Origin of the sequence: Amycolatopsis sp. A1MSW2902, from assembly GCF_017312175.1 — a bacterium.
Taxonomy (GTDB): Bacteria; Actinomycetota; Actinomycetes; order Mycobacteriales; family Pseudonocardiaceae; genus Amycolatopsis; species Amycolatopsis nivea.
In genome coordinates, this window is record NZ_QJPO01000001.1 from 4,495,831 (window position 1) to 4,520,390 (window position 24,560).

Here is a 24,560-nt window from a genome sequence, read left to right on the forward strand (position 1 = left end):
GGTCATCCCTTCCGCCGGCGGGTCAGGTAGGTCCAGTTGCACGGGAACTCGTCGGCCGTGGGAAAGGTCCGCTCCAGGCCGTACCGGATCAGGAAGAACCGGTCCCGCAGCGCCTGCTCGGACGGGCCGACACCGGCGATCCGCGCCGTTCCGCCGACCCAGCCGAGCACGCTCTCGTGGTAGGTGACCAACAGCTCGGCGAACTGTGCGACGTCGACGAAGATGGTCGCGTCGCTGACGTTGAGCACGTCGAAACCCGCCAGGGACAACGCATCCGTGTAGGCGTCCAGCGGGCGTAGCGGCACGAACGCCTTCTGCCGGGCGGCGAGGTAGGCCGACCATCGGTCCCGGTCGACGACGTTCTCGCGGTACCTGGCGAACGCGGGCTCGCGCAGCACCAGCTCCACGACAATCTCGTTCACCCGGTCGACCGTGTCGTCGAGCACCCAGTCCGCCCGCCGGGCGTGCGGGTTGCGCAGGCAACCCGAGTTGATCAGCACGATGCCGCCCGGCCGCAGCACCCGGTGCCACGAAGTCAGCGTCGAGTGCAGGTCGGGGTAGAGGTGGATGGCGTTCGCGGCCGTGACGACGTCGACCCGGCCGGCCAGTGCCGGGTCGAGCACGTCGTCGAGGGTCTCCAGCCGTTTCTCCTCCTTCCGTTGACGCAGCAGGCGAAACGCGACGCGCTCGTCGTCCGCGTGGTTCTCGACGGCGACCCGGAGGAACTTCGGCGACGGGTCGACGTTCAGTACCCCGATCCGCGCGGGGGTGGCGTCGAGAACGCGCCGGGTCAGCAGGCCGGTGCCGGCCGAGTAGTCGACGAGCAGCTGGCCGTCCCTGATGGCGACGGCGGCCTGTGCGACCAGGGGGTCCAGGTTCTTCTGGTAGTAGGCGTGCCCGCCGACCTGGTTGTACCGGACGCCGAACTCGTCGAGCGGGCGGGTCACCCAGTCCTCGTCCGGCACCCGGACGACGTCCCGCGGCCAGGCAAAGCCGGGCGCGCGCGCCACGGGGGTTCTGGTTCCGGTCATGCCGGCCCGCCGTCGTCGTGGACCGCCGAGCGAACCGTGGCGATGATGTCGTCGCGCAACGCGGCCATCGTGTCCGGCGCGATCAGCGGGTCGGCGTGCACGAAGGTCAGGAACAGTTCGCCGCGCATCTCGGTGAGCACCAACTGGAAGCCCATAATGCCGATCCGGTCGGTCGAACTCAGGTACAGCGACCGGAACGACGGCCGCGAGCCCCGGACGAACGACTGCCGGCCGAGGTTGGACACCGAGAAGCCGAACGGGAAGCTCTTCATCGGGTACGCCGCGGCCAGTCGGATCTGCGTGTGTATGTCGGCCGCCGTGTAGCCCGCCGGGTGTGCGAGTTCCCAGTTCCGTCTGCTCTCGATCTGTCCGGCGATGCGGCTGGCCCGTTCCCACAGGCTCGATCGGTCCGCGGCCCACTCCGGGTCGAACAGGTTGAGGTCCTTCATGTACATGCCGATCTCGGCGGCCGGCACCCCGGGCTCCAGCACGGGCCGCGCGTCGAACGCGCAGATCACCGGTACCGACAGGGCCGCCGGAATCCGCTGCCGCAACGCCCGTAGCGTGGCCGTCACGAACAACGCGTCGACGGTGACGTTCTCCGCCCTGCACCGCCGCCGCATGAGGTCCACAGTGGACTCCTCGATGCGGCCGAGTACGACGTTGGTCCGCCGCAGGGTCAGCTCGACCTCCTCGACGAACGGCCACTCCCCGGTCGGCGCGGGCGCTGGTGGTGGTTCGGCCGTGGCCGGCACGACCGGCACCAGGTCCTCCAGGGGCGGCCGCACCGGGTGCGATTCCGCCTCCGCAACGGAGTCGACGAGCTGCCGGATGAACGCGATCGCCGACACGCCGTCGACGATCGCGTGCGCGAACGTGACCACCACGGCCACCACACCCTGGCCGCCGTCGACCAGCAGCACTCTCCACAGTGGACCCCTGGTCAGGTCCAGCACGTTGTCGCACTCGGCGGCGAAGATCTCCGCCAGCCACCCGGTGTCTGCCGACACCGTGCCGACCTCGACGTCGTCGAAGGTGCGATCGAACACGAATCGCCAGTCCGGTGGTTCGCCCGCCAGCCGGGCGCGCAGCATCGGCTGGCGCCTGCTCAGCACGCGCAGCCCGTCGACGAGCGTGGCGGCCGGCAGCGGGGCGTCCAGCTCGGCGGCCATCACGCTCTGGGTGCTGCCGAACAGTTCGGTGTGAGTCGCCAGGAAAACCACTTCGAACAGACCGGCCGGTCGCTCGGCGGTCATGCCGGCTGCACACTTCTGGTCATGGCGCTGCTCGGGTGGTCGCCCTCGTACAGGCCGAGCACCAGCTCGGCGGAGTAGCCGAGCAGCTCCTGGACATCCTGGGGCAGACCGGCGGCCAGCGCGGGCGGCACGCAGGGTGCTGTTCTCCACCGGCCGCAGCCAGCCGACCTGGTAGCCGAGGGAGAAAATCCGCCGGACGTCGTCCACCGTGTCGTTGGCGCCACCGGCATGGAAGACGTCCGACCGGAACAGCAGAGCGTCCCCTGTGGACATCGTGGCCCGGACCGCGTCGGCCATCGTAGGCGTCTCGCCCCGGGGCTTGCGATGGCTATCCAGCACCACCCAGGTCGCCCCGTTGTCCGCGGTGAAATCGCTCATCGCGCACATCAGGGTGACCGCGACCGGGTGCTCCCCGATCGGTACGTGCGTCCACGCCTCGGTGTCGCGGTGCAGGGACTGGCACTCCTGACCGGGATGGCGCTTCATGTACTCGGCGATCGTCAGCAGCACGCTCGCCGTCAACGGAGCCAGCAACCGCCGGGCACACCCGAGCAGGTCGGGCTGCGCGACCATCTCGGTCGCGACCGGTACCCGGCCGACCAGGGCGTGCAGCGTCCTGGACCGCGGGCCCTGGAACGACCCCAGGATCGACTTCGCCGCCTGCTCCCGGCGGTCGGGATGCCGGTCGAGGTAGTCGTGCACCTCGGCGACGAACCGGTCGCACAGCGCCGGATCGAACGCTCCGATCAGGACGGCCGCGCCGCGGGTGCGCACGGCGTCGTCGAGTGCCTCGACGTCGTACGGTGGCGCGAATCGGGGCACGCCTTCGGGTTCTCGTATCACGTCAGCTCCCTTCTAGGTTGCGCGGGCGACCGCTCACCACCGGACCGGCAGGCTTCGCAACGAGATGTCCATCCCGTCGCTCTGCCAGCCGATCTCGGTCAGCGGCGCGGCCAGTTCGAGGGTCGGCAGCATCGTCGCCAAGGTCACCAGCGCCACCGTCAGCTCCATCCGGGCCAGCGCGGCACCGAGGCAGTGGTGCGGCCCGAACCCGAACGTCAGGTGCGCCCTGCCGTTGTCGCCGCCGGGCCGCACCTGGTCGCCCTGCCCGAAGACATCCGGGTCCCGGTTGGCGCCCACCCGGGAGACGACGATGGTGTCACCGTGCTTGATCAGCGCGCCGCGGAACTCCACGTCGCGCTGCGCGATGCGTTGGATGCCGATCTCCTCGTCCTGGCAACGCAACAGCTCCTCCACCACGGCCGCCGGATCGACGGTTCGCTCGGTCAGTCCGGTGAAAAAGTCGCGCCGCAGCATCAGCCGCACCACGCCGGTGGTGATGGCGTGCGCGGTGGTGATGTAGCCGGCCATCAACAGCCCCAGCGCCATGGCGTTGATCTCGGCTCGACTGAGGCCGTCGCCCTCGCCGGAGTCGACGACGAGCTGGCTGAGCAGGTCGGCGCCGTCCGGCTTGGCGTCGACGACGTCGATGACGAACCGGCGCAGCTCCTCGAAACCGGTGTACACCTCGTCGTCGGGCAGGCCCGCCGACCGCAGGACGATGTCGGCCCACCGGCGGAACTTGTCGCGGCCGGCGTCCGGGATGCCGAGCAGTTCGGAGATGACCGCGATCGGCAGCGGATAGGCGAAGGCGGACTGCAGGTCGGCGCCGTCGCCCACGGCCAGCATCGACCGGACGAGGTCCTGCGCCGTCGAGGTGGCGTACTCGCGCAGCCCGGCGATCCGGCGTTCGGTGAACGCCCTGGACACCTGACGCCGTAACCGGGTGTGCTCCGGCGGATCGGTCAGGAACATGAACGCCGCGATCGGATCGTCGGGGTCGACGGGTGACACTCCCGGGTAGCTGGTGCCGAAGTTGCGGTCGGCGAGCAGCAGCTTGACGTCCTCTGTACCGGGTGACCAGCCACGCGTCCCGGCCGTCGGCCATCCGGACCCTGGACACCGGTGCCTGCTCGCGTACCCGGTGCAGGTCCGGCGACGGCTCGATCGGTGACGTCCGAGCGAACGGGTACACAATGGACGGTGCGTCGTCGTCAGTCGGCGCCATGACCGCTCCCCTCGTCCGCCCAGCGCAGCATCAGTTCCTCGGGGAACGCGTCACCGAAGAGGTTGGACCGCCAGCGCATGTCCGCCGGGTCGGTCTCGATCGTGAGGTCCGCGTCGACTGTCATCAGTGCGCGCACGGCGCACTGCAGCTCCATCCGGGCCAGCGGCGCGCCGACGCAGCGGTGGATCCCGGCGCCGAAGGCCAGGTGCGGGTCCGTGCGCCGCGACGGGTCGAAGATCTGCGGGTCGGGGAAGGCCGAGTCGTCGCGGTTGGCCGCGATCAGCGGGGCGATCACCATGTCCCCCTTGGCGATCCTGGTCGTGCCGACCGTCACGTCCGCCGTCGCGTACCGGGGCATCGACTCGCCGTTGTCACCGGACTGCAACCGCAGCAGCTCCTCGACGAACGGCGCGACCAGGCCGGGTTCGGCCCGCAGCCGAGGCAGCCAGCCACCGTCCACCAGGTACCGCATGCCGAGGGCAAGCGCGGTGGTAGTGCTCACGTACCCAGCGATCGGCAGGCCCAGCACCAACTGCGCCATCTCGTCGTCGCTCAGCGCGTCCTCGCCGAGCGCGGCCTGCAGGACACCGAGCACGTCCTGCCCGCCACCGCCGCGACGCCTGCGGTCCTCGATGATCTCGTGGATGTAGTCGTCGAGAGCCTTGGCATGGCCCACGATCACGTCTGGCTCCTCGTTCTCGTCCGGCACCAGGATGGCGCCCGCCAACCGCAGGAACGTCTCCCGGCCGGCCACCGGGATGCCCACCACCTCGGAGATCGCGTCCATCGCCAGCGGGTAGGCCACCGCGGCCATCAGGTCGAACGGCGCCGACAGCGTGGTGGTGGCCGCGACCAGCCGGTCGGCGCCCGCCTGGACCAACGGCCGCAGCTGCTCGGTGCGACGCACCGTGAACGCGGGCGAGATGAGCCTGCGCAACCTGGTGTGCCCCGGCGGGTCCTGGAAGATCGAGTTGTTCGTCCCCTCCGAGGGCGCGACCGTCAACGGCGTGACCGCGAAGTCCTTGCTGCTCAACACGAATCGCACGTCCTCGTGCCGGGACAGCAGCCACGCCTCGCCGTCGGCACAGGGCACGCGGGCCACCGGGGCGTCACGCCGCAGCGTGTCCCAGTCCCGTTCCAGGTCGACCGGCCGGAACCGGTCGACCAACGCAGGCCTACGAGTCTCCATTCACGTCCTCCCCATGTCAGCGGTCACCACGCGACGGGTATGCGCGCCGGGCCGTCGTCGAACGGATGGCCCGTCCACGGCACGTCCTGCGGGGCGCAGCAGAGCGTCAGGTTCGGGCAGCGGGCGGCCAGCGCGGCCACCGCGGCGCGCAGCTCGATCCGGGCCAGGATGGCCCCGAGGCAGTGGTGCCGGCCGTAGCCGAACGCCAGGTGCGGGTTCGCCGTGCGCGACGGGTCGAACCGATCCGGGTCGGGGAAACGCGCCGGATCGTGGTTGGCCGCCTCCAGCCGGGCCAGCACCATGTCCCCGGCCCTGATCGACGTGCCGGCCAGTTCGAGGTCCACCTGCGCCCACCGCGGCAACGCCTCGTTGCCCGGTCCGGTCTGCCGCCGCAGCACCTCCTCCACCGCGTGCTCGATCCGGTCGGGGTCGTCGGCGAGTTCACCGAACCGGTGGTGGGTGGCCAGCTCGATGACACCGGCGGACAACGCGTTCGCCGTCGTCAGGTAGCCGGTGGTGAGCAGGGTGATCACGGTGACGACGAGTTCGGCCTCGTTGAGCCGGTCGCTGTCGGTGTCCTGACCGCGGATCATGTCGCTCAACATGTCGTCGCCGGGGTGTGCGCGACGATCGGTGACCAGTGCGGCGACGTGGTTCCACAGCTCCTGACCCAGCGCCGCGTACTCGGCGACCTTCTCCGGGTCGTCCACCGGCACGACCAGCGCGTTGGCGGCCTCGACCCAGGTCTGGAACTCGTCGCGATCCTCGACCCGGACGCCCAGGATCTCGCTGATCACGGTCAGCGGCAACGGTCTGCTCAGCGCAGCGACCAGGTCGACCCCGGGACCGGCGGCGATCACGGCGTGGACCAGTTCGTCGGCCAGCGCCCGCACGCGCGGTTCGAGGCCGACCATCCTCGGCATGGTGAACACCCGCGACACCAGGCGGCGCAACCGTCGGTGTCCGTCGCCGTCCTGGGCCAGGGTCGGGTTGCCGGTGGTGTCGGTGCCGGGCGGGATCACCCCGAACCGGGTGTCCGCCATGATCGTCCGGACATCATCGTACCGGGTGAACAGCCAGGCCTCGCCACCACCGGGCATGATCACCTTCGCCACCGGTTCGCTGGACCGGAGTTCGGCGTAGCCCGGCGGGGGGTCCAGCAGGACCGGCCGGTCGAGCGGCATCGTGCGCGGGACGGACATGGGACCTCCGGACAGGCTGCTCTGGTGGGCTAGTCGGCGTCGGCCGGTTCGAACAGGTACCGCGGGTCGCCGTCGGCGGTCAGCCCCAGCACGCCACCGAACTCGGGCAGACCGTCGTAGATGGCGTAGCCGAGCAACTCCCGCGTCGTCGGGTCGAGCGCGCGGGCCCGGTCCGGCGGCACGGCGAGGACGCCGTTGTCGACGGTGCGCAGCCAGCCGGCGCAGTAGCTGATCGAGACGGCGCGCCTGCGTTCGTCGACCGTCCTGTTGGGACCGCCGCCGTGGATCAGGTCGCCGCGGAACAGCAGCACGTCGCCGGGTTCCATGACGGCCTGGGTCAGCTCGGTGTCCTGCGGCCATCGCTCGATTCCCCAGCCGAAGCTGCCGGGGGCCACCACGGTGGCGCCGTTCTCCTCGGTGAACCGGGTCAGCGCGATCATCGCGTTGACCATCACCGGGGCGCCCGCCATCGGCACGTGCGCCCAGCACTGGCTGTCGCGGTGCATCGGCTGGGCCGACTCACCCGGCTGGATCTCGATGAGTTCGCTGGTGTTCAACAGGATCGCGGTGCAGCGTGGGGCCATCACCCGGCGCGCCCAGGCGACCGTCGGCTCGTTGGCCACAAGTTCGGGCAGCGACGGGAGCTTCGCGATCATGGCGTTGACCCGCTTGGTCCTCAGCCCGAGGTAGGCCGCATACGGGTCGGAGTCGGTCGGCGGCTGTCCGTCCTCGGGGTGGGTGGCTAGCCAGTCGTCGACCTCGGCGTTGACCCGAGCCACCAGGGCGGGTGGGAACACCGACCGCAGGATCGTCGCGCCGTGCCGCTCGACCGACGCGTCGACGGCCTGCTGGTCGAACGGGGCAACGTGCCGGTCCAGGGAGACCTCGGCGGCTGTCCGCGGCCCGGTCACATCAGGCCGCCGTCCGCGCGAAGGTGCTGTCCGGTGAGCCAGCCGGCGAGCGGGCTCACCAGCAGCAGCACCGCTCCCGCGATGTCGTCCGGCAGCCCGAGCCTGCCCATCGATGTCATGTAGGCCGCGTCCTGCAACATGTCGTCGGAGATCGAGCCGCGAACCATGTCAGTGTCGGTGACGCCGGGGGCGACGGTGTTCACGGCGATGCCGCGCTTGCCGAGTTCGCGCGACGCCGCCCGGCTGAACTGCTCCACGGCCGATTTGCTCGCCGCGTAGACGGCTTCCCCGCCGGTGGCCCAAGACGTGCTGATCGAGGAGATGCTGACGACCCGCGCGTTGTCGTTGAGCCGGGTGAGCGCCTGCTGCAGGGTGAAGAACACGGCCTTGGCGTTGACCGTCATCACGGTGTCGTAGTCGTCCTCGGTCACCTCGGCCAGCGGCTTGGACATCGCGATGCCCGCGTTGTTCACCAGGATGTCGACACCGGCGGCGCCGGTCGCGGCGAGGTGCTCGTCCACCGCGGCGAACAGCCCAGCCTCCGCGCCGCGGACGCCGAAGTCGCACTGCACGGCGTGTGCGCGACCGCCGTGGGCGGCCACCTCGGCCACCACCTGTTTGGCCGCGACCTCGTCGGCCCGGTAGGTGAGGACGACCTCGGCGCCCGCCGCGGCGATGCGCCGGACGATCGCCCGCCCGATGCCGCGCGACCCGCCGGTCACCACGGCCAGCTGCCCGGTCAGTTGTGGTTGCGTCACGTCTGCTGTGCCTCCTGTGTCGTGGCGGCGACGCCGCGGCGGTTCCTGTCCAGCAGCACGACCTCGACCCCACGGGCGGGAACGAGCATCGGACCGGACGCTTTCGCCTTCTCCCAACGGGAATCGGCCGGTCGAAGGTTGACCGTGCGCAGCACAGTCGACAGCACGACCCGCATTTCGAGCATGGCGAGCGTCGCGCCGAGGCAGCGGTGCGGGCCGCCGCCGAACGGCAGGAAGTGGTAGGCCGGTGGCCGGACGCCGAGGAACCTGGCCGGCCGGAACTCCGTGGGCCGGTCGTACAGTTCCGGCAAGGAATGCAGCAGCCCCAAGGAAACCGCGAGCATGGTGTCGGCCGGGATCCGGTAGCCGCCGAGTTCTGTGGTCCGTGCGGGCGTGCGGCCGATGTCCATGGTGACCGGCCGCACCCTGAGGGTCTCGTTGATCACCGCGTCGAGCTGGTCGGCGCCGCCGTCGTCGATGTCTTCCCGCAGTTGCCGGTACACGTCGGGATGGCGCACCAGCCGCTCGATCGCCCAGCCGAGCGCGGTCGCGGTGGTCTCGTGCCCGACGACCAGCAGCGTCACCAGGTGGTCGCGCAGCTCGTCGTCGGTCATGGCCGCGTCGCCGTCCTGCTCCATCAGCAGGGACAGCACGTCGCGCCCGGACGGGCCCGCGCCTCGCCTGCGGTCGGCGATCTGGGCGTGCAGCACCGCGTCGACCCGACGCTGCGCCCGGACGAACCGGCCCCATGGACTGCGCCTTCCGAGGTCCCAGCGCAGTTTCGACGACAGCACGATCGCCGGGTGCATCCGGAGCAGTTCCGGTACGAGTTCGCGCAGTTCGTGCAGGCGATCGCCGTCCCGGATGCCGAGCACCACCCGCATCATCACCTCGAGGGTGATCTGCGCCAGCCGATGGTGCAGGCGCACCGGCCGGCCCCGTGGCCACCCGGCGACCGCCTCGGCAACGATCGTCTCGACCTCGCCGGCGAACGCGCCGACCCGACCGCCGAGGAACGGCGGCAGCAGCACGCGCCGCCTGCTGATGTGGGCGACGTCGTCGAGCAGCAGCAGCGACCGGGACCCGACGACGAACTCCACCGGCCGGTTGGCGTCGCGGGCGCGGTACACCCCGGGCGGGGCGGTGAGGATCTGCTTGATCAGTTCGGGGTCGGCGACGTGCACGACCGGCCCGAACGGGTAGAGCCGGGCGGTGAACAGTCCGCCGTAGCGCCGCCGGCACGACTCGGCGAAACCCTGTGGCCGCAGCGCCCACCACGCGGACTGGACGACCGACGGCAGCCTCGGCCCTGGCGGCAACCCGGTCACCGGCCACCCACGGGAACCGCCGTGCCGGTGAGCTTGCACCACCTGGCGAGAGCCCGCGTCGTGAAGGTGTGGGCGATGAGGTCGTCGGTGTAGCAGAGATCGTCGAAGTAGAGGCCGACCGGGCTCGGGCTCCAGGCGCCCTCGGTCCGCTGGTTGTCCAACACCCATTCCAGCGCCGAGGTGATCGCGGGCGACCACGGGTCCACACCGGACAGCAGCAGGGCGTATACCGCCCAGGCGGTCTCCTCGACCGTGCCGCCCTCCACCCCGACCTCGACCCCCAACGGCCACGCACCGTCCGGGCGCTGCTTGCCGAGCAGCCACTGCTTCGCTTTCACCGCAACGAGATCCTGCGGCCGGCCGAGTTCGGCGAACGTCTCGAGCACCTTGGCGGTGCCGTGGGTCGAGTCGCGGAACCAGATCGACGGGGTCGCGCCGTCGGCGGCTTGGACGCGCCGCAGGTAGGCCAGCGCCCTGCCGGCCGGCGACCGGGCGCCGCCGGTGTCGCCGAGCAGGTTCATCGTGAGGAGCACGTGGCCGGTCACCCCGGGGCACGGCCGGTCGTTGAGGATGTTGGAGTTGCGCACCCATTCCGACCACGACCCGTTGCGGTTCTGCCGCGCGCGCAGCCAGCGCAGCCCGTCGGCGACGGCGGGGTACTCCTTGGTGAGCCCGAGCAGGCCGAGCACGTACAGCACGACGGCGGTGTCCTCGGACTCCGGCCAGCCGGACGGCACGTTCCACGACCAGCCGCCCGCCGGGATACCCAACGGCCGGAACGGTTCGGTCCACTGGGTGGACAGCAGCCAGTCCCTGGTCGGTTCGAGCCGGGGATCGGCCGCGACGTCGGACAGCTCGGCCAGCGCCAGGATCGAGTAGGCGGTCACCGAGATCTCCAGATCCCGGTCCACCGCCCAGGATCCGTCGTCGCGCTGCGTCTCCAGCAGGTAGGACAGCGAACCGACCTGGATGTCCTCGCCGACACCGGCGTCGTGCAGTCCGATGTAGATGAACGCCGACAGCATCGGGCATTCCTCGACACCGCCGTTGGGCCCCTGCACGGCCCGCAGCCACGCGAGCGCCCGGGGTTCGGAAAGCCGCTGCGCCAGGCGTTGCAGCCTGCCGGCCGGCATCGTCCGGGACTGCATGATGCCCAGTGCCAGCACTCCCGGCAGGCCGATGCTCACCTTGTTGCGCAGGGCGCGCGGCAGCAGCATGACCTCGAACGGCTGGTACGGCTGCTGGTCGGGTTCGCGCAGCCCGGCGAGGACGTAGGCGATCGCGGCGGCGGCCGGCCAGGTCCGTGGCCCCGACCCGACCATGCCGGGAATGATGCTCTCGCCGCCGTTGGACTCGATGAACGCCTGGGCGGCGTCGATCCGTGATCGGGTGGTGCCCGGCGCCAGCGACTCGAACGCCGCGATGGCGAACGCGGTGGTGCCGGGACTGCTCGGCGGGTTGGTATCGGCCATGCTCCAGCCGCCGTCGGCGCGTTGGTTGTGCTCCAGCCAGGAAAGGCCGAGTTCGATCTGTTTCGCGTACGTCTCGCGGCAGGCGCGGGCCAGTGCCATCACCGCCATGGCGGTGGTCATCGGTGACGACGACAGCCGGTCGACCCATGAGCCGTCCGCGCGCTGTCGCGCCCAGAGGTGGTCCACCGACGCCTCGACGGCGTCCACGGTGCGGCTGGTGAGTTTCGCGCGGTCCATGTGCTCCCTCACTGTTGTCGGGCGATCACGGCGACGGCGTACTCGTGCAGCCGGTCGCGGCTCTGCGCCGGCCGGATCGCGTCGAGTGCTCGGCGTGCCAGTTGGGCCGTCTCGGTTGCCAGTTCGTTCGCCCGGCGCAGCCCACCCGTCCGCTCGACGACGTCGCGCAGCGACCGCAGCCCGGTAGGTGGATCGTCCACACCGGACAGCAGCCGCTCGATGAGCAGCCGGTCCCCGGCACCGGCGTGCAGGTGTGCCAACACGACCGGGGCGGTGATCCGGCCGTTGGACAGGTCGCTGTCGCCCGGCTTGCCGGTCGTGGTGTCGTCGGAGACGAACGCCAGCAGGTCGTCCTGGATCTGGAAGGCCCGACCGAGGTGCCCGCCGTAGGCCGCGAGCGCGGCGATCTCCGTCTCGCTGCCGCCACCGAGGATCGCGCCGCTCTCGCACGCGCCCCGGAAGAACGCGGCGGTCTTGAGTTCGGCCACCCGCAGGTAGGTCTCGACGGAGAACCACCGCTCGGCGGTGACCTGGGCCTCCAGCGTCTGTCCCCGGCACAGGTCGATGCCGGACCGGGCGACCGCGTGCAACGCGGACACGACCCGGTCGGCGGTGGCACCGGCCGCACGGCACTCGGCGAGGCCGGCGAACAGGTCGAAGATCAACGCGTCGCCCGCGACGATGGCGTCCTCGGTGCCGAACTTGCGGTGCGTCGCGAGCTGACCGCGGCGAACGTCGTCGCGGTCGATGATGTCGTCGTGGATGAGGCTCGCCACATGGCCGCACTCGGCGCCCACCGCCGCGGGCAGCACGTGCTCGACGTTCCCGCCGACCGCGAGTGCGCATTCGAGGAGCAGCATCGGCCGGAACAGTTTTCCGGTCGTGGACAGGGCGTAGCCGCAGATCTCGGCCAACCTGTCGGTGTCTCCTTCGCCCGGCCATCGGTTCCGGATCCGGTCGACGACGACAGCTGACAACTCGCGAACGACACTCCGATCCACCCGCATTTCCGACATTTCCTTGGAAGCCGGCTTAGAAGCTTTCAGCACCAATTACCCCCGAGATCGCCGCAGGTAAGACCGATGTTCGCAACCGACTCTAGCCGAAGCATCCTGGCTTCCACCTGGTATGTTTCTGCACCCGTCGACATTCTTCTGGCACGATCCTGAAAGTCCGGAATTCTACCGTTGACGACATTGACCGGTCCCGAAACAGCCCCGTACGGTCCGAATCAAGCTCCTTTGCGAATACGGGGGTAACAGGTGGGCGAAACACGCCGAATTCACTCGTTGCGCACCCGGTTGTTCGCGCACGCCGAGGTGTGCCGAGTCGACACGCTGTTCTACGTCGGTCCGGTCGCCGTCGCCGGGGCGTTGCTCACCGGCGCGCCGGTCGCGGCCTGGCAGCTCGTCGGGGTCTGGCTCGTTCCCACGCTCGGTTGGGTCGCGTCGCTGTACGGCGGCGACTTCTACGACCGCGACCTCGACGCGGGCGCCAAGCCGCACCGGCCCATCCCGTCCGGGCGGATGAGCCCGCGCGCCGCGTTCGCCGGCATGTGGGTGACGATCCTGCTCGGCGGCGGGATCGCGGTCGCGCTCGATCCGCGCAACCTCGTCCTGGTGCTGCTCGCCGGCGCGCTGGGGGTCGCCTACAGCCGGTTGCTCAAGGCCCGCGGCATCCTCGGCAACCTCGTGCGCGGTGGCCCGACCGCACTGGCGCTGATACTCGGCGCGTTGTCGGTCTCCGGCACCGTGCCGGTCGAACTCCTCCCGGTCGCGCTGCTGCTGTGGATCCACGATTCGTCGTCGAACCTGATCGGCGCGCTGTGCGACACGGCGGGCGACGCCGAGGGCGGGTACCGCACCTTCCCGGTGCGGCACGGCGATCTCGCCACTCTCCGGGTGATCGCCCTGTTCGACCTCGCATGGTTCGCACTCGCCGTCGCGCTGCCGTTGTGGTGGCCTACCGACGTCGATACGGCCGCCTACGCGATCGTGCTGCTGCCGGCGGTGCTGCTCACCGTGTCCTCGGTGCGAGTCCTGGTGCGGGCCGGTCGACCGGTCCCCCGCGCCGACGGACTGCGCGCGCACGAGCTGATCGTCATCGAACGACTCTGCCTGCCGAGCGCGTTCATCGCCGGCCACAACGGCCTCGGCGCGGCATTGGCCGTGCTGCTGCCGACGGCCGCCCTGACCATCGCCGGGCAGGCGGCGATGCGCCATCGGTACGAGCCGAACCGGCGCGTGGCAGGCGCCAGGCCCGGGGTGCGGTCGTGAGCGGGACCGACGCCGTCGTGATCGGCGCAGGGATCGGCGGCCTCGCCACCGCGGTCGGGCTCACCGGACTCGGCTGGCGGGTGACCGTGCTGGAACGGGCGGCGGCGCTGCGGCCGGTCGGCAGCGGGATCGGCCTGACCCCCAACGGAGTGCGGGCTCTGGCGGTGATCGGCGCCAAGCAGCAGGTCATGGCGCGGGCGATCGAGCAGACGCACGGCGGGGTGCGCAGGCCCGACGGCCGGTGGATCTCCCGCACCGACCTCGACTTCATCCGCCGCCGGTTCGGCGACCCGGTGCTGTCCATCCACCGCGCCGAACTGATCGACGCGCTGGCCGCGCTTTTGCCGGCGGGCACGCTGCGAACCGGGACCACGGCGCACATCGGCAGCAGCGGCGACGCCACGCGCAAGGCGGTGGTGCGCACCGACGACGGCGAGCTGACCGCCGACCTGGTGGTCGCCGCCGACGGCATCCGCTCCGCCACCCGCCGCGCCCTGTTCCCGCACCACCCCGAACCCCGCTACGCCGGCTACACGTCCTGGCGGATGGTGCTGAGGGCACCGGACGTCACGGTCGCCGGCGAGACCTGGGGCCGGGGGCTGCGGTTCTCGATCCTGCCGCTGCCCGGCGGTCTCGTGCACTGCTCGGCTCTGGCCGTCGCACCACCGGGGTCGGCCAACGACCAGGCCGACCTCGTCGCGAGGTTCGGCGGCTGGCACTCGCCGATCCCGCGGCTGCTCGCCATGGTCAGCGAGGAATCCCTGCTGCACAACGACATCGAGGACCTGTCGACCCCGCTGCCGGAGTTCCACCACGGCCGGGTCGTGCTCGTCGGCGACGCGGCGCACGCGATGACGCCGAACCTGGGGGCCGCGGGCCTCGCGCTCGAGGACGCCACTGCGGTGATGCACACCGTCGGCCCGGCCGATGCGTCCACAGTGGACCGGATGCCGACCGCACCGGTCCGCTACACCCGGCTGCGCCGCCCACGCAGCGTCACTCTGACTCGGCAGTCGCGGCGTATTGGCGCGGTCGGATGCTGGACGGCGGCGCCGGCCGTGGCGCTGCGCGACCTCGGTGTCGCCGCGGCCGGCCTGCTCCCGTCGGCCGTCACCGTCCGCGCGCTCGACCGACTCATGGGCTGGCAACCGTCCCAAGTGGACGATCGGATCGCACCACAGTGGAGGACATCGTGACGGCCACCGTCGAACTGCCCCAGTTGCCGTTCGAGCGCACCAGCCCCCTGCAGATGCCACCGACGCTGCGTAAGCTGCAGTCCAGCGGCCCCATCCACCGGGTCCGCACCCAGACCGGCGACGAGGCGTGGCTGGTCGTCGGGTACGACCACACCAGGGCCCTGCTCGGCGACGACCGACTCGGCCGGTCGCACCCCGATCCGGGCAACGCCCCCCGGATCAGCGACTCGGTCGTCCTCGGCGGCCCGACCGGCAACTTCGACACTGAGGCGGCCGACCACGCCCGGATGCGCGGCCTGCTGCTGCCGCACTTCGGCCCCAAGCGCATGCGCGGGCTGCAGTCGCGCGTGCAGACCCTCACCCGGCAGCTGACCGAACGGCTCGCCGAGCACGGCCCGGTCGCCGATCTGCAGGACGCCATGGCGGTACCGCTGCCGATCCTGGTGATCTGTGAGCTGCTCGGGGTGCCCTACGAGGACCGAGGTCAGTTCCGGACGTGGACCCAGGCCGCCGCCGATGTCGGCGACAACGCCAGGTCGCAGCAGGGTATGGTCGATCTGTTCGGCTACGGCAACCAGCTCGTCGCACGCAAGCGGCAGGAGCCCGGCGACGACGTGATCTCGCGGCTGTGCGATCACGAGGATCTCGCCGACCACGAGATCGCCGTCCTGTCGATGACCCTGCTCTTCGCCGGGCACGAGACGACCGTGGCACAACTGGCGATGAGCCTGCTGCTGCTCGCCGAGCCGAGCCGGTGGACGGCCCTGGCCGCCGACCCCGGGCTGATCGACGCGAGGATCCCGGAACTGCAACGGTACTCGGTCAAGGGCAGCGGCGCCGGGATCCCCCGCTACGCCCGCGAGGACGTGCGGATCGGCGACACCCTGATCCGGGCAGGCGAACTGGTCCTGCTCGAGATCGGTGCCGCCAACCACGACCCGGCCGTCTTCGCCGACCCCGACGTGTTCGACCCGACCCGGCCGGTCGGCGCTCCCCTGGTCTTCGGCCACGGCCCGTACTACTGCCCTGGCGCGTCGCTGGCCACCGTCGAGCTACGGGCGGTGCTCACCGAACTCGTCCCGCGGTTCCCCACCATGCGGCTAGCCGTGCCGGTTGAGGAGATCCACATCCGCACCGACGTGCTCACCGGAGGCCTCGCCGGGCTCCCGGTCACCTGGTGACCACCCCGACGCTTCGAAAGGTGTGCCGATGTCGATGACGTGCCTGGTCACCGGAGGTGCCGGCGGGGTGGGTGAGGCGATCGTGACGAAGCTGGCCGGCCGGGGGGCGACCGTCATCGCCGTCGCCCGCACGGTCGAGAGCGGCCGGGCGGCCGCGGCCAGGATCGAGCGGCGGGTACCCGGTGCCGCGGTCGAGTTCCTGGTCGCCGACCTCGCGGCACTGGACCAGGTCGACGGGCTGGCCGGCGAGATGGTCGCCCGGCTGGACCGGCTCGACGCGCTGGTGCTCAACGCGGGCGTGGCCCGGCCGCGACGCGAACTCACCGTCGACGGGTTCGAGGTCGACTTCGCCACCAACCATCTGTCGCCGTTCCTGTTGGTCAACCGGTTGCAACCGGTGCTGGTCGCGTCCGCGCCCGCCCGCGTCGTCGTCGCGGCGTCCACGGCGCACCAGCACGTCAAACGGATCGACCTGGCGGATCTGCCGCGAGGACTGGACTTCCACCACATTCGGACCTATGCGGCGACCAAGCTGCTCAACGTCTTCCTCACCACCGAACTCGCCCGCCGACTCGCCGGCACCGGGGTGACGGTCAACGCGGCCGACCCGTGCTTCACCCGCTCCGGGCTGGGGAGGGACACCCCGTGGCCGTACGGCCTGTTCCTCACGTTGGCCAGGCCGTTCCAGCGCACCCCGGACAAGGCCGCGGAGACCGCCGTCCACGTGGCAACCGCGACCGAGCTGGAGCCGGTCACCGGCCGCTACTTCCGCAACGGGAAACAGTGGCGGCCCGGCAGGCTCGCCAGCGACCCGGACCTCGCCGGTCGACTGTGGACACTCAGCACGGAACTCCTGTCCGACAAGGCGTTACGCTGACCGCGCCCGGACCGTGCGGAGGACGGTCCACATGACACACGAGGCGGCACCCCAGACCTTTCCGTTGCCGCGGACCTGCCCGTTCGGCACGCCCGCGGAGTACCGCAGGCTGCGCGCGGAGGAGCCGGTCAGCCGGGTCACCCTGCCGACCGGACAGTCCGCCTGGGCGCTGACCAGGCTCGCCGACGCCAGGGCGATGCTGACCAGCCCGCACTTCAGCGCCAACCGGCAGAACCCGGCGTTTCCGCTGCTGTTCGAGGGCGAGCGGGTGGACCCGGACGCGCCGCTGCCGATGGCGAGCCAGGACCCGCCGGAGCACACCGCGGCCCGGCGGGCGCTGATCAGCGAGTTCACCGTGCCGCGCACGAAGACCCTGCTGCCCAGGATCCAGGCGATCGTCGACGACCGGATCGACGCCATGCTGGCCGGGCCGGCAGCCGTCGATCTGGTGCGGGCGCTGGCCCTGCCGGTGCCGTCGCTGGTGATCTGCGACCTGCTCGGGGTGCCCTACGCGGACCACGTCTTCTTCGAGGAGTGCAGCTCCACCACGCTGAGCAGGTCGGTCACCGCCGACCAGCGCCTCGATGCGGTCATGCGGCTCTACGCCTATCTCGGCGAGTTGGTGGCCGCCAAGGCGGCCGACCCCGGCGACGACCTGCTCGGCCGGCAGATCCTGCGGCAGCGCGAATCCGGCGAGGTCGACACCGGGACACTGGTGAGCACGAGTCTGCTGCTGCTCATCGCCGGGCACGAGAGCACGGCGAACATGATCTCGCTCGGCACGCTGGCGTTGCTGGCCGATCCGGACCGGTTCGCCGCCATCAGGGCCGATGCCGGCAAGACCCCGGGCGCTGTCGAGGAGCTGCTGCGGTTCTTCAGCATCTCCGAGGTGACACCGCGGCTGGCCATGGCGGACGTCGAGATCGGCGGCACGCTCATCCGGGCGGGCGACGGCGTGATCGCGCTCAACTCCATCGTCAACCGCGACGCCGACACGTTCGCCGACCCCGACGAACTCGACATCGAACGCGATGCCCGCCAACACATCGCGTTCGGGTTCGGCGTGCACCAGTGCCTCGGGCAGAACCTGGCCAGGGCCGAACTGCGGATCGTCTTCGACACGCTCGCCACCCGGATCCCAGGCCTGCGGCTAGCGGCGGGCATCGACGAACTGCCGTTCAAGGACGCGCTCACCTACGGACTGCACGAACTGCCGGTCACCTGGTGACCGGACCGGGCTGGGAGGACCGATGTAGATCGTGGTCGACACCGACCGCTGTGTCGGTGCCGGACAGTGCGTGCTCATGGAACCCGCGGTGTTCGGCCAGGACGAGACCGACGGCACCGTGATCCTCCTCGTCGCCGAACCCGCCGAGGACCAGCTGGACATGGTCCGCCGAGCGGTGCGCACGTGTCCGAGCGAAGCCATCTTGCTGCCAGAACCGCCGACCGAACACCGCGACTGACCGGGAGAACCCTTGTCCAGCTTCAAGAAGACCGCCCGCAACTACGTCGCGCGGGCCGCGGGACACCTGATGGCCGCGTCCGGCGACCAGGTCGCCAAGCTGTTCCTGTGCGGAGGCGACCCGTGGCCGGTCTACGACCGGATCCGCGAACAGGGCCCGGTCTACCGCAGCCGGATCGGCTACTCGGCGGTGTCCTCGCACGAGCTGTGCACCAGGGTGCTGCGCGGTCCCGACTTCGGCTTCCGTGATTCGACCGGCACGCTCAACGAGTACCAGCGGCTCCCGCTCGGCCTGGCCCCGTCGCTGCTCGAACTCGACCCGCCGGAACACGGCAGGCTGCGCCGGGTGGTCGCACCCGCGTTCCGGGCGAAGCAGCTCGCCGGGTACCGGCCGCGGATCGAGCAGACCGCCCATCGTCTGCTCGACCGGATCGGCCGCACCGACGAGCCGTTCGACATCATCGCCGACTTCGCCGCGCCGCTGCCGATGAAGATGATCTGCGACCTGCTCGGCGTGCCGGACGACCAGTACGACGAGGTGTCGCGCTGCGGCACCCTCACCGCGCAGGCCCTCGACGGGCCGCTGCCCGGCCGCACGGCCACCGAACTGGCTGCGGCCGTCACCTCGCTGAACGAGCTGTTCACCGAGCTGGCGGATAAGCGCAGGGGCGAACGCGGTTCGGACGTGATCACCGTCCTGGTCGAGGCGGCCGACCAGGGTCAGATGAGCGCCGACGAACTGCTCGCCACCTGCCATTTGCTGCTCATCGCCGGGTTCGTCACCACGGTCAACCTCATCGGCAACGGCGTATTCCAGTTCGCCCGGCACCCCGACGCGTGGGCGTCGCTGCGGGAGAACCCGGAACTGGCCGGCCGGGCCGTCGAAGAGGTGCTGCGGTTCGACCCACCGATCCCCGTCACCACCCGGGTCTGCAACACCGAGGCGATACTGGCCGGGCAGCGGATCCCGGCGAACAGCTCGGTGCTGACGATGCTGGCGTCGGCGAACCGCGATCCCGAGGTCTACATCGACCCGCACACGTTCGACATCACCCGCACCGACACGCCGGAACACTTCGCCTTCGCCGGCGGCATCCACTACTGCCTCGGCGCCCAGCTCGCCCGCATCGAGGGCGAGGTCGCGTTGCGGGCACTGAGCGAACGCCTGCCCCGGATCCGGTTGATCGGCACGCCCCGCCTTCGCCCGTCGAAGTCGGTCCGGGGCTTTCTCAGTCTCCCCATCACCGCCTGACCCCGACCCCTACGACAACAGCGGAGGACGGCATGACCGACATCGCCGACACTACCGACATGGCCGAGGTGTTAGCCGCCCAGGGAAGGCTGGCGCAGCTGGTGTTTGGCGGCATGGCCGCGCACGTCGTCGGGCAGGTGACGCGATGGCGGCTGAGCGAACGCATCGGCGACGGTGACCGCGGCGCCGCCGAGCTGGCCGACGAGTTGGGCACGCCGGAACACACCACGGTCCGGGTGCTGCGCGCGGCGGCCGCGCTCGGCATCCTCAGCGAACCGACGTCCGGCCGGTTCGCCCTGACCGAAGCAGGCGCGCAGCTGCGGGCCGACCATCCGATGTCCCTGTACGCGGTGGCCCGGGTACTCACCGACCCACTGCTGACAGCGGCCTGGCTACGGCTGCCGGACAGTGTCCACACAGGACTACCGGCGTTCGACGACCTCCACGGCACCGACCTGTTCGCCCATCTGCGGACCGAGTCGGAGCTGTCCGCGCTGTTCAACGCGGCAATGGGTCAAGGCACCCGAGAGGTCGCAGCCACCCTGCCGCAACACTACGACTTCAGCCGCTTCGAGACCGTGCTGGACATCGGCGGCGGGGACGGCACGATGTTGTCGGCCATCCTCGGCGAACACCCCACGCTGCGGGGAATCCTCTTCGACACCGCCGAAGGCGGCGCACAGGCCGCCGAGAACTTCCGGGCGGCGGGCGTCGCCGGGCGGTGCACCGTCGAGACGGGCGACTTCTTCACCGCCGTGCCGGACGGCGCCGACCTGCACCTGCTTAAGAGCGTCGTGCACGACTGGCCCGACGACCAGGTCGTGACGATCCTGCGCCACTGCCGGCGCGCCCTGCCTGACGACGGCCGGCTGCTGATCGTCGAGTCGGTGCTGCCGGACACCGTCGACGGCAACGACCCGTACGCCTACCTCAACGACCTGAACATGCTCGTCAACCTCGGCGGGCGCGAACGCACCCAGGCCGACTTCGAGCGGGTCTGCGCGCGCGCCGGCTTCACCGTCACCGGCGTGACCCGGCTGCTGCCGTACACCATGACCAGCTGCATCGAGGCGGAACCGGGGCCGGCATGACCGATCAGGTCGCCCTCCTGCTGGTCGACCTGGCGCTAATCCTGCTGATCGCCCACCTCTTCGGTGCCGCGGCGGGCAAACTCGGCCAGCCCGCGGTGATCGGCGAGATCGTCGCCGGGATCGCACTCGGCCCGACGCTGTTCGCCGGACAGCTGTCCACGACACTGATCCCGCCGGACGTCCGCCCGCTGCTGGCACCGATGGCCGACGTCGGCGTCGCGTTGTTCATGTTCGTGATCGGGCTCGAGTTGGACCGGTCGCTCATCAACGAGCGCAGGCGCGTGATCGTCGCCATCGCGGCGAGCGCCACGCTGGTGCCGTTCGCACTGGGCTCGACGCTCGCCTGGTACCTCCTGCCCGCCTACCCGACCGAGCACCGTCTCGGCTTCGTGCTGTTCCTCGGCGTGGCGATGGGCGCGACCGCATTCCCGGTCCTGGCAAGGATTCTCGCCGACCGCAAGCTGCGGGGAACCCCGCTGGGGACGATGTCACTCGGCATCGCCGCGATCGGCGACGTGGTGGTGTGGACGGTGCTGACCGGCGTCGTCGCGTTGGTCGGCGACGGCAACCCGGCACGGCTCCTGTTCGCTGTCCCGTACCTGGCGGTGATGCTGTTGGCGGTACGACCGCTGCTGTCGCGCCTGCTCACCACGACCGCGACACCCCGGCTGCTGGTCGTCACCGTCGGCGTACTGGCCTCCGGCGGGGCCACCGAGTGGCTCGGCCTGCACTTCGCGTTCGGCGCGTTCCTGTTCGGCTTCGTCTTTCCGAAGAACGCGGACCAGGTCGGGACGGCACGTCAGGTCAGCACCATCACCTCGGTGCTGCTGCCGGTCTACTTCGTGACCGCCGGCCTACGGGTCGACCTGTCCGACCTGGTCGGCACCCGACTGCTCGACCCCGTCCTCGTTCTGCTCGTCGCGGTGGTCGGCAAGGCGGGCGCTGCCTACGTCGCGGCCCGGCTGCAACGAGTACCGGCACCCGACGCGACCACACTGGCGGTGCTGCTGAACACCCGCGGCCTGACCGAACTCGTCATCCTCACGATCGGCCTGCAATCGGGCCTGGTCGGCCAGGACCTGTACTCGTTGATGGTGGTGATGGCGCTGGTGACCACGGCGATGACCGGACCGCTGCTGACCGTGCCCGACCGGCGAACACGAGGCCACATCGCCATGAGGACACGGTGGCACGACGGTCCGGCGACACCTGACCCGGTGCCGGAAGTCGTTCCGCGACAACGGGATGCGATGGATTCCTCACCACACAACAATTTCTGGCCGGGGTTCGATGTGGACGGTTCAGTCCTTGGAGGCCCAGACTTCTGTCTCGCCCGGCACGCCCGCCCCAAGCGGCACGTCGACCGCACTGCACGACCCTGCAGGCGGGCGCTTGTGGCACGCCTACAGGGTTCCTGTTCAGCGGCGGAAGCCGCTGTTCGGGTCGCGCTCTCTCTGTGAATGGAAGGGTTCAACGAGGTGATCCAGCTCGCCGGGTGCGGCTGGAGCGCTCTCCGAAGACAGGAAGCCGATGTGGTTTTCGTCTTCGAACAGCACGCCGCAGAGGCTGTCAAAGTCGTAGTCGTACGGGTCTCGGGTAGCCCCTCGGCGAACTCGGCAGTCATGTCCTCGTCCGTGTACAGGTCCTCGGCGCGGTGGTTGATCAGATCCAGAGAGATTGTTCGAGCAGACCCACCAGACTCCGCAACACCTACTGCCGCGAAGGCGGACTCCTCGCCGCACTCCCCCGCCTCGTCCACAAAACCCTCGGGCTACCACCAGATCTCGACGCCGACGACACCTCAGCGGCAGGCCAGCTGATCCAGCTACTCCGAGCCCACGAGTTCGTGATCACCTACGGCACCGTCGGACCACAGCTCACCGGTGCCGCCGGCACGCAGCCGTCGACAGCGCGTCAGCAACACCCGACAGATAGCGGCCTACACGACCTGAACGTCACCACAGAATGTGATCTGAACGTCGCACCGAGACGGGTGGGGACTGTTCCGAGATCGGCTCTGGCTCACTTCCGGTGGTGACGCCGTGTAGTTCAGCCAAGCAGGACGCGGTGGCGCAGGAGCGGGAATTCAGCCCGGCCGTACATTTGCCGCTTGATCAGCTTCGTCTTGGTGTTGACGCCTTCGGTTCGTCCATTGTGGAATGAGTAAGTGAGGGCGGCATTCACGGCGCGGCGGTCGAATTCAAGCCCGCGGGTAAACGCGTGCAGATGGGGCAGGTCCTCGCCCCGAGCCAGTTCGATCCAGCCAGTGAGGCGGACATCGTTGCCGGCAGTGGGGGCCAGGAGGGCGGCGAAATCGGCGACGAGACCGGCCAGGGCTGTCATCTCGGGGCAGGAGGCCGCGGCGGCGTCGAGCCGTTCTCGCTGGTGGTCTTTGAGTCGGTCCGGGCGTGTGAGCAGGTAGCGGGCCAGGCGCCGCGGGGAGATCGCGGGCCGGTCGGATTCGACGCGACCTTGGGTGATGTAGCGCTGGAGCAGGTTGAGGCTGCCGGTGTAGCCGAGCTGCGTGATCTCGGTGAATAGCGTCTTCACCGGGACTGCGGGATCGATCTGGCGGCGGTGTCGTAGATGCTCACGGTAGGGGTCGACCAGCGTGGGGCGGTATTTCGGCGCCCGGGCCAGCCGCTCTGGCTGCGTGATCCGGGCGTAGCGTTTGACCGTGTTGAGTGCGAGATTCAGTCGGCGGGCGCATTCCAGCAGGCCGACACCTGAATCGAGCAGGTCATGGACCTGCCGCCAGCGCTGCCGGGTGGTCCGGGCTTGGATTCCCTCTCGCGGCGGTGGCCCGGTCTTGCCCCAGCAGCTGCTGTGCGCGGCGACCTCTTTGATGACGGCTTCGGCGAGGTTGTGCCAGAGGTGCCACCGGTCGGCGACCTGGATCGCGTCGGGCAGGGCACGGCGGATCGCGTCGGCGTAGGCGGCCGAGCCATCGCGACAGACGACCTCGATGTCGGGGTGGGTCCGTAACCAGGCTTCGAGTACCTCGGTCTTGCGTTCGCCCAGCACGTCGACCCGCTCGCCCGTCTCCGCGTTGATGATCACAGTGGCGTAGCGTTTTCGCTTGCACAGCGCGAAATCGTCCACCCCGATCACGCGCGGCACCGGTCGATCGGGAAGCGGAAGCCGCATCAAGGCCCGCAGCGCGGTCTGCCGTGACAGCGCGACGCCGAGCCCGCCCAGCACCCGCGCGCCGGCACGCCCGGCCAGCTCCCGGACCACGCCGCCCACCTGCTTAGCCAGCCGCACAGTGCGTCGCTGGTAGCGCTCGACGACCCCGGCGGGCTGTTCACGGAACGTCTGTTGTGGACAGTCAAGGGAGGGACAGCGCATCCGCCGCGCCCGCAGCCGTATCAGGACTCGCCGACCACCGACTGGGACGTCGGCGAGTTGTCGGGCGAAGTAGCTATGCACCCGCTCCACCGGCGCCCCGCAGCCCGGGCAGGCTACCGGTCCAGGATGCGTCGATGCCGACACCACGAGTGTTCCCGCATCATCCTCAACGCCCTCGATGACCAGGGAAGACAGTCCCGAGAACACCAACCTCAGAAGTTGATCAACGTTGCACTGGCGTCACGCTGACAGGCGGCACCGCATACGACATGCACCGACACGCACAGCTACCACCGGATTCGGGCCAGAGCCGCTCGTTTTTACAGTCCCTTGGCGGAAGAGCCAGAACTCCGTGCACCGTCAAGAGACAGGCAAGTCGGCCACGTCGTCCCCCGCCGTGCGGCCTGGCCAAGTCAGCTGTG

At 70.3% G+C, this 24,560-nt stretch carries 20 protein-coding genes; 9 read left to right on the top strand and 11 right to left on the bottom strand.

What is annotated here, in order from left to right; translation table 11 throughout:
- Nucleotides 1–2: 2 nt before the first annotated feature.
- The 10 genes from DMP23_RS20550 to DMP23_RS20595 form a co-directional block, all read right to left on the bottom strand.
- Complete coding sequence (locus DMP23_RS20550) at nt 3–1,031, bottom strand: class I SAM-dependent methyltransferase (protein WP_337822157.1); 1,029 nt, start codon at nt 1,029–1,031, stop codon at nt 3–5.
- Nucleotides 1,028–3,130, bottom strand: coding sequence for a phytanoyl-CoA dioxygenase family protein (locus DMP23_RS20555; RefSeq protein ID WP_337822158.1), 2,103 nt, complete (start codon nt 3,128–3,130; stop codon nt 1,028–1,030). The genes DMP23_RS20550 and DMP23_RS20555 overlap by 4 nt, the downstream gene beginning before the upstream one ends.
- Nucleotides 3,131–3,163: 33 nt before the next feature.
- Nucleotides 3,164–4,141: a cytochrome P450 gene (locus tag DMP23_RS20560; protein WP_337822159.1), complete on the bottom strand. Its 978-nt coding sequence runs from the start codon at nt 4,139–4,141 to the stop codon at nt 3,164–3,166.
- A gap of 200 nt (nt 4,142–4,341) precedes the next feature.
- The gene (locus tag DMP23_RS20565; protein ID WP_337822160.1) at nt 4,342–5,544 is read right to left on the bottom strand and encodes a cytochrome P450; all 1,203 of its coding nucleotides are present in this window, start codon (nt 5,542–5,544) and stop codon (nt 4,342–4,344) included.
- A gap of 23 nt (nt 5,545–5,567) precedes the next feature.
- Nucleotides 5,568–6,746: a cytochrome P450 gene (locus DMP23_RS20570; RefSeq protein WP_337822161.1), complete on the bottom strand. Its 1,179-nt coding sequence runs from the start codon at nt 6,744–6,746 to the stop codon at nt 5,568–5,570.
- A gap of 29 nt (nt 6,747–6,775) precedes the next feature.
- Nucleotides 6,776–7,657 (bottom strand): phytanoyl-CoA dioxygenase family protein, encoded by an 882-nt coding sequence (locus DMP23_RS20575; protein ID WP_337822162.1) that lies wholly within the window; start codon nt 7,655–7,657, stop codon nt 6,776–6,778.
- Nucleotides 7,654–8,415 carry an SDR family oxidoreductase gene (locus tag DMP23_RS20580; protein ID WP_337822163.1) on the bottom strand — a complete coding sequence of 254 codons (762 nt, stop codon included), beginning with the start codon at nt 8,413–8,415 and terminating at the stop codon, nt 7,654–7,656. Before DMP23_RS20580 ends, DMP23_RS20575 begins: the two co-directional genes overlap by 4 nt.
- A complete protein-coding gene (locus DMP23_RS20585; protein WP_337822164.1) occupies nt 8,412–9,743 on the bottom strand; it encodes a cytochrome P450 in 1,332 nt (443 codons plus the stop codon). Before DMP23_RS20585 ends, DMP23_RS20580 begins: the two co-directional genes overlap by 4 nt.
- Nucleotides 9,740–11,452 (bottom strand): prenyltransferase/squalene oxidase repeat-containing protein, encoded by a 1,713-nt coding sequence (locus DMP23_RS20590; RefSeq protein WP_337822165.1) that lies wholly within the window; start codon nt 11,450–11,452, stop codon nt 9,740–9,742. Before DMP23_RS20590 ends, DMP23_RS20585 begins: the two co-directional genes overlap by 4 nt.
- An 8-nt stretch (nt 11,453–11,460) precedes the next feature.
- Entirely contained in the window at nt 11,461–12,366 is a 906-nt protein-coding gene (locus DMP23_RS20595) for a polyprenyl synthetase family protein (RefSeq protein ID WP_337822166.1), read from the bottom strand.
- 375 nt (nt 12,367–12,741) lie between these two features.
- Between DMP23_RS20595 and DMP23_RS20600 the strand changes: the two genes are divergently transcribed.
- From DMP23_RS20600 to DMP23_RS20640, 9 genes are read left to right on the top strand one after another with little or no spacing between them, the layout of a single operon-like run.
- The gene (locus DMP23_RS20600; protein WP_337822167.1) at nt 12,742–13,728 is read left to right on the top strand and encodes a UbiA family prenyltransferase; all 987 of its coding nucleotides are present in this window, start codon (nt 12,742–12,744) and stop codon (nt 13,726–13,728) included.
- Nucleotides 13,725–14,924 carry an FAD-dependent monooxygenase gene (locus DMP23_RS20605; RefSeq protein ID WP_337822168.1) on the top strand — a complete coding sequence of 400 codons (1,200 nt, stop codon included), beginning with the start codon at nt 13,725–13,727 and terminating at the stop codon, nt 14,922–14,924. The genes DMP23_RS20600 and DMP23_RS20605 overlap by 4 nt, the downstream gene beginning before the upstream one ends.
- Nucleotides 14,921–16,105: a cytochrome P450 gene (locus DMP23_RS20610; RefSeq protein WP_337822169.1), complete on the top strand. Its 1,185-nt coding sequence runs from the start codon at nt 14,921–14,923 to the stop codon at nt 16,103–16,105. The genes DMP23_RS20605 and DMP23_RS20610 overlap by 4 nt, the downstream gene beginning before the upstream one ends.
- 28 nt (nt 16,106–16,133) lie before the next feature.
- Nucleotides 16,134–16,982 carry an SDR family NAD(P)-dependent oxidoreductase gene (locus DMP23_RS20615; protein WP_337822170.1) on the top strand — a complete coding sequence of 283 codons (849 nt, stop codon included), beginning with the start codon at nt 16,134–16,136 and terminating at the stop codon, nt 16,980–16,982.
- Nucleotides 16,983–17,013: 31 nt separating this feature from the next.
- Nucleotides 17,014–18,210, top strand: coding sequence for a cytochrome P450 (locus DMP23_RS20620; protein ID WP_337822171.1), 1,197 nt, complete (start codon nt 17,014–17,016; stop codon nt 18,208–18,210).
- Nucleotides 18,211–18,238: 28 nt separating this feature from the next.
- Nucleotides 18,239–18,448, top strand: coding sequence for a ferredoxin (locus tag DMP23_RS20625; RefSeq protein ID WP_337824426.1), 210 nt, complete (start codon nt 18,239–18,241; stop codon nt 18,446–18,448).
- Between the two features lie 12 nt (nt 18,449–18,460).
- Complete coding sequence (locus DMP23_RS20630) at nt 18,461–19,699, top strand: cytochrome P450 (protein ID WP_337822172.1); 1,239 nt, start codon at nt 18,461–18,463, stop codon at nt 19,697–19,699.
- A gap of 32 nt (nt 19,700–19,731) precedes the next feature.
- Nucleotides 19,732–20,790, top strand: coding sequence for a methyltransferase (locus tag DMP23_RS20635; RefSeq protein WP_337822173.1), 1,059 nt, complete (start codon nt 19,732–19,734; stop codon nt 20,788–20,790).
- A complete protein-coding gene (locus DMP23_RS20640; RefSeq protein ID WP_337822174.1) occupies nt 20,787–22,250 on the top strand; it encodes a cation:proton antiporter in 1,464 nt (487 codons plus the stop codon). Before DMP23_RS20635 ends, DMP23_RS20640 begins: the two co-directional genes overlap by 4 nt.
- A gap of 589 nt (nt 22,251–22,839) precedes the next feature.
- Here DMP23_RS20640 and DMP23_RS20645 read toward each other — a convergent pair.
- Nucleotides 22,840–24,354: an ISL3 family transposase gene (locus tag DMP23_RS20645; RefSeq protein ID WP_443111351.1), complete on the bottom strand. Its 1,515-nt coding sequence runs from the start codon at nt 24,352–24,354 to the stop codon at nt 22,840–22,842.
- Nucleotides 24,355–24,560: the final 206 nt, after the last annotated feature.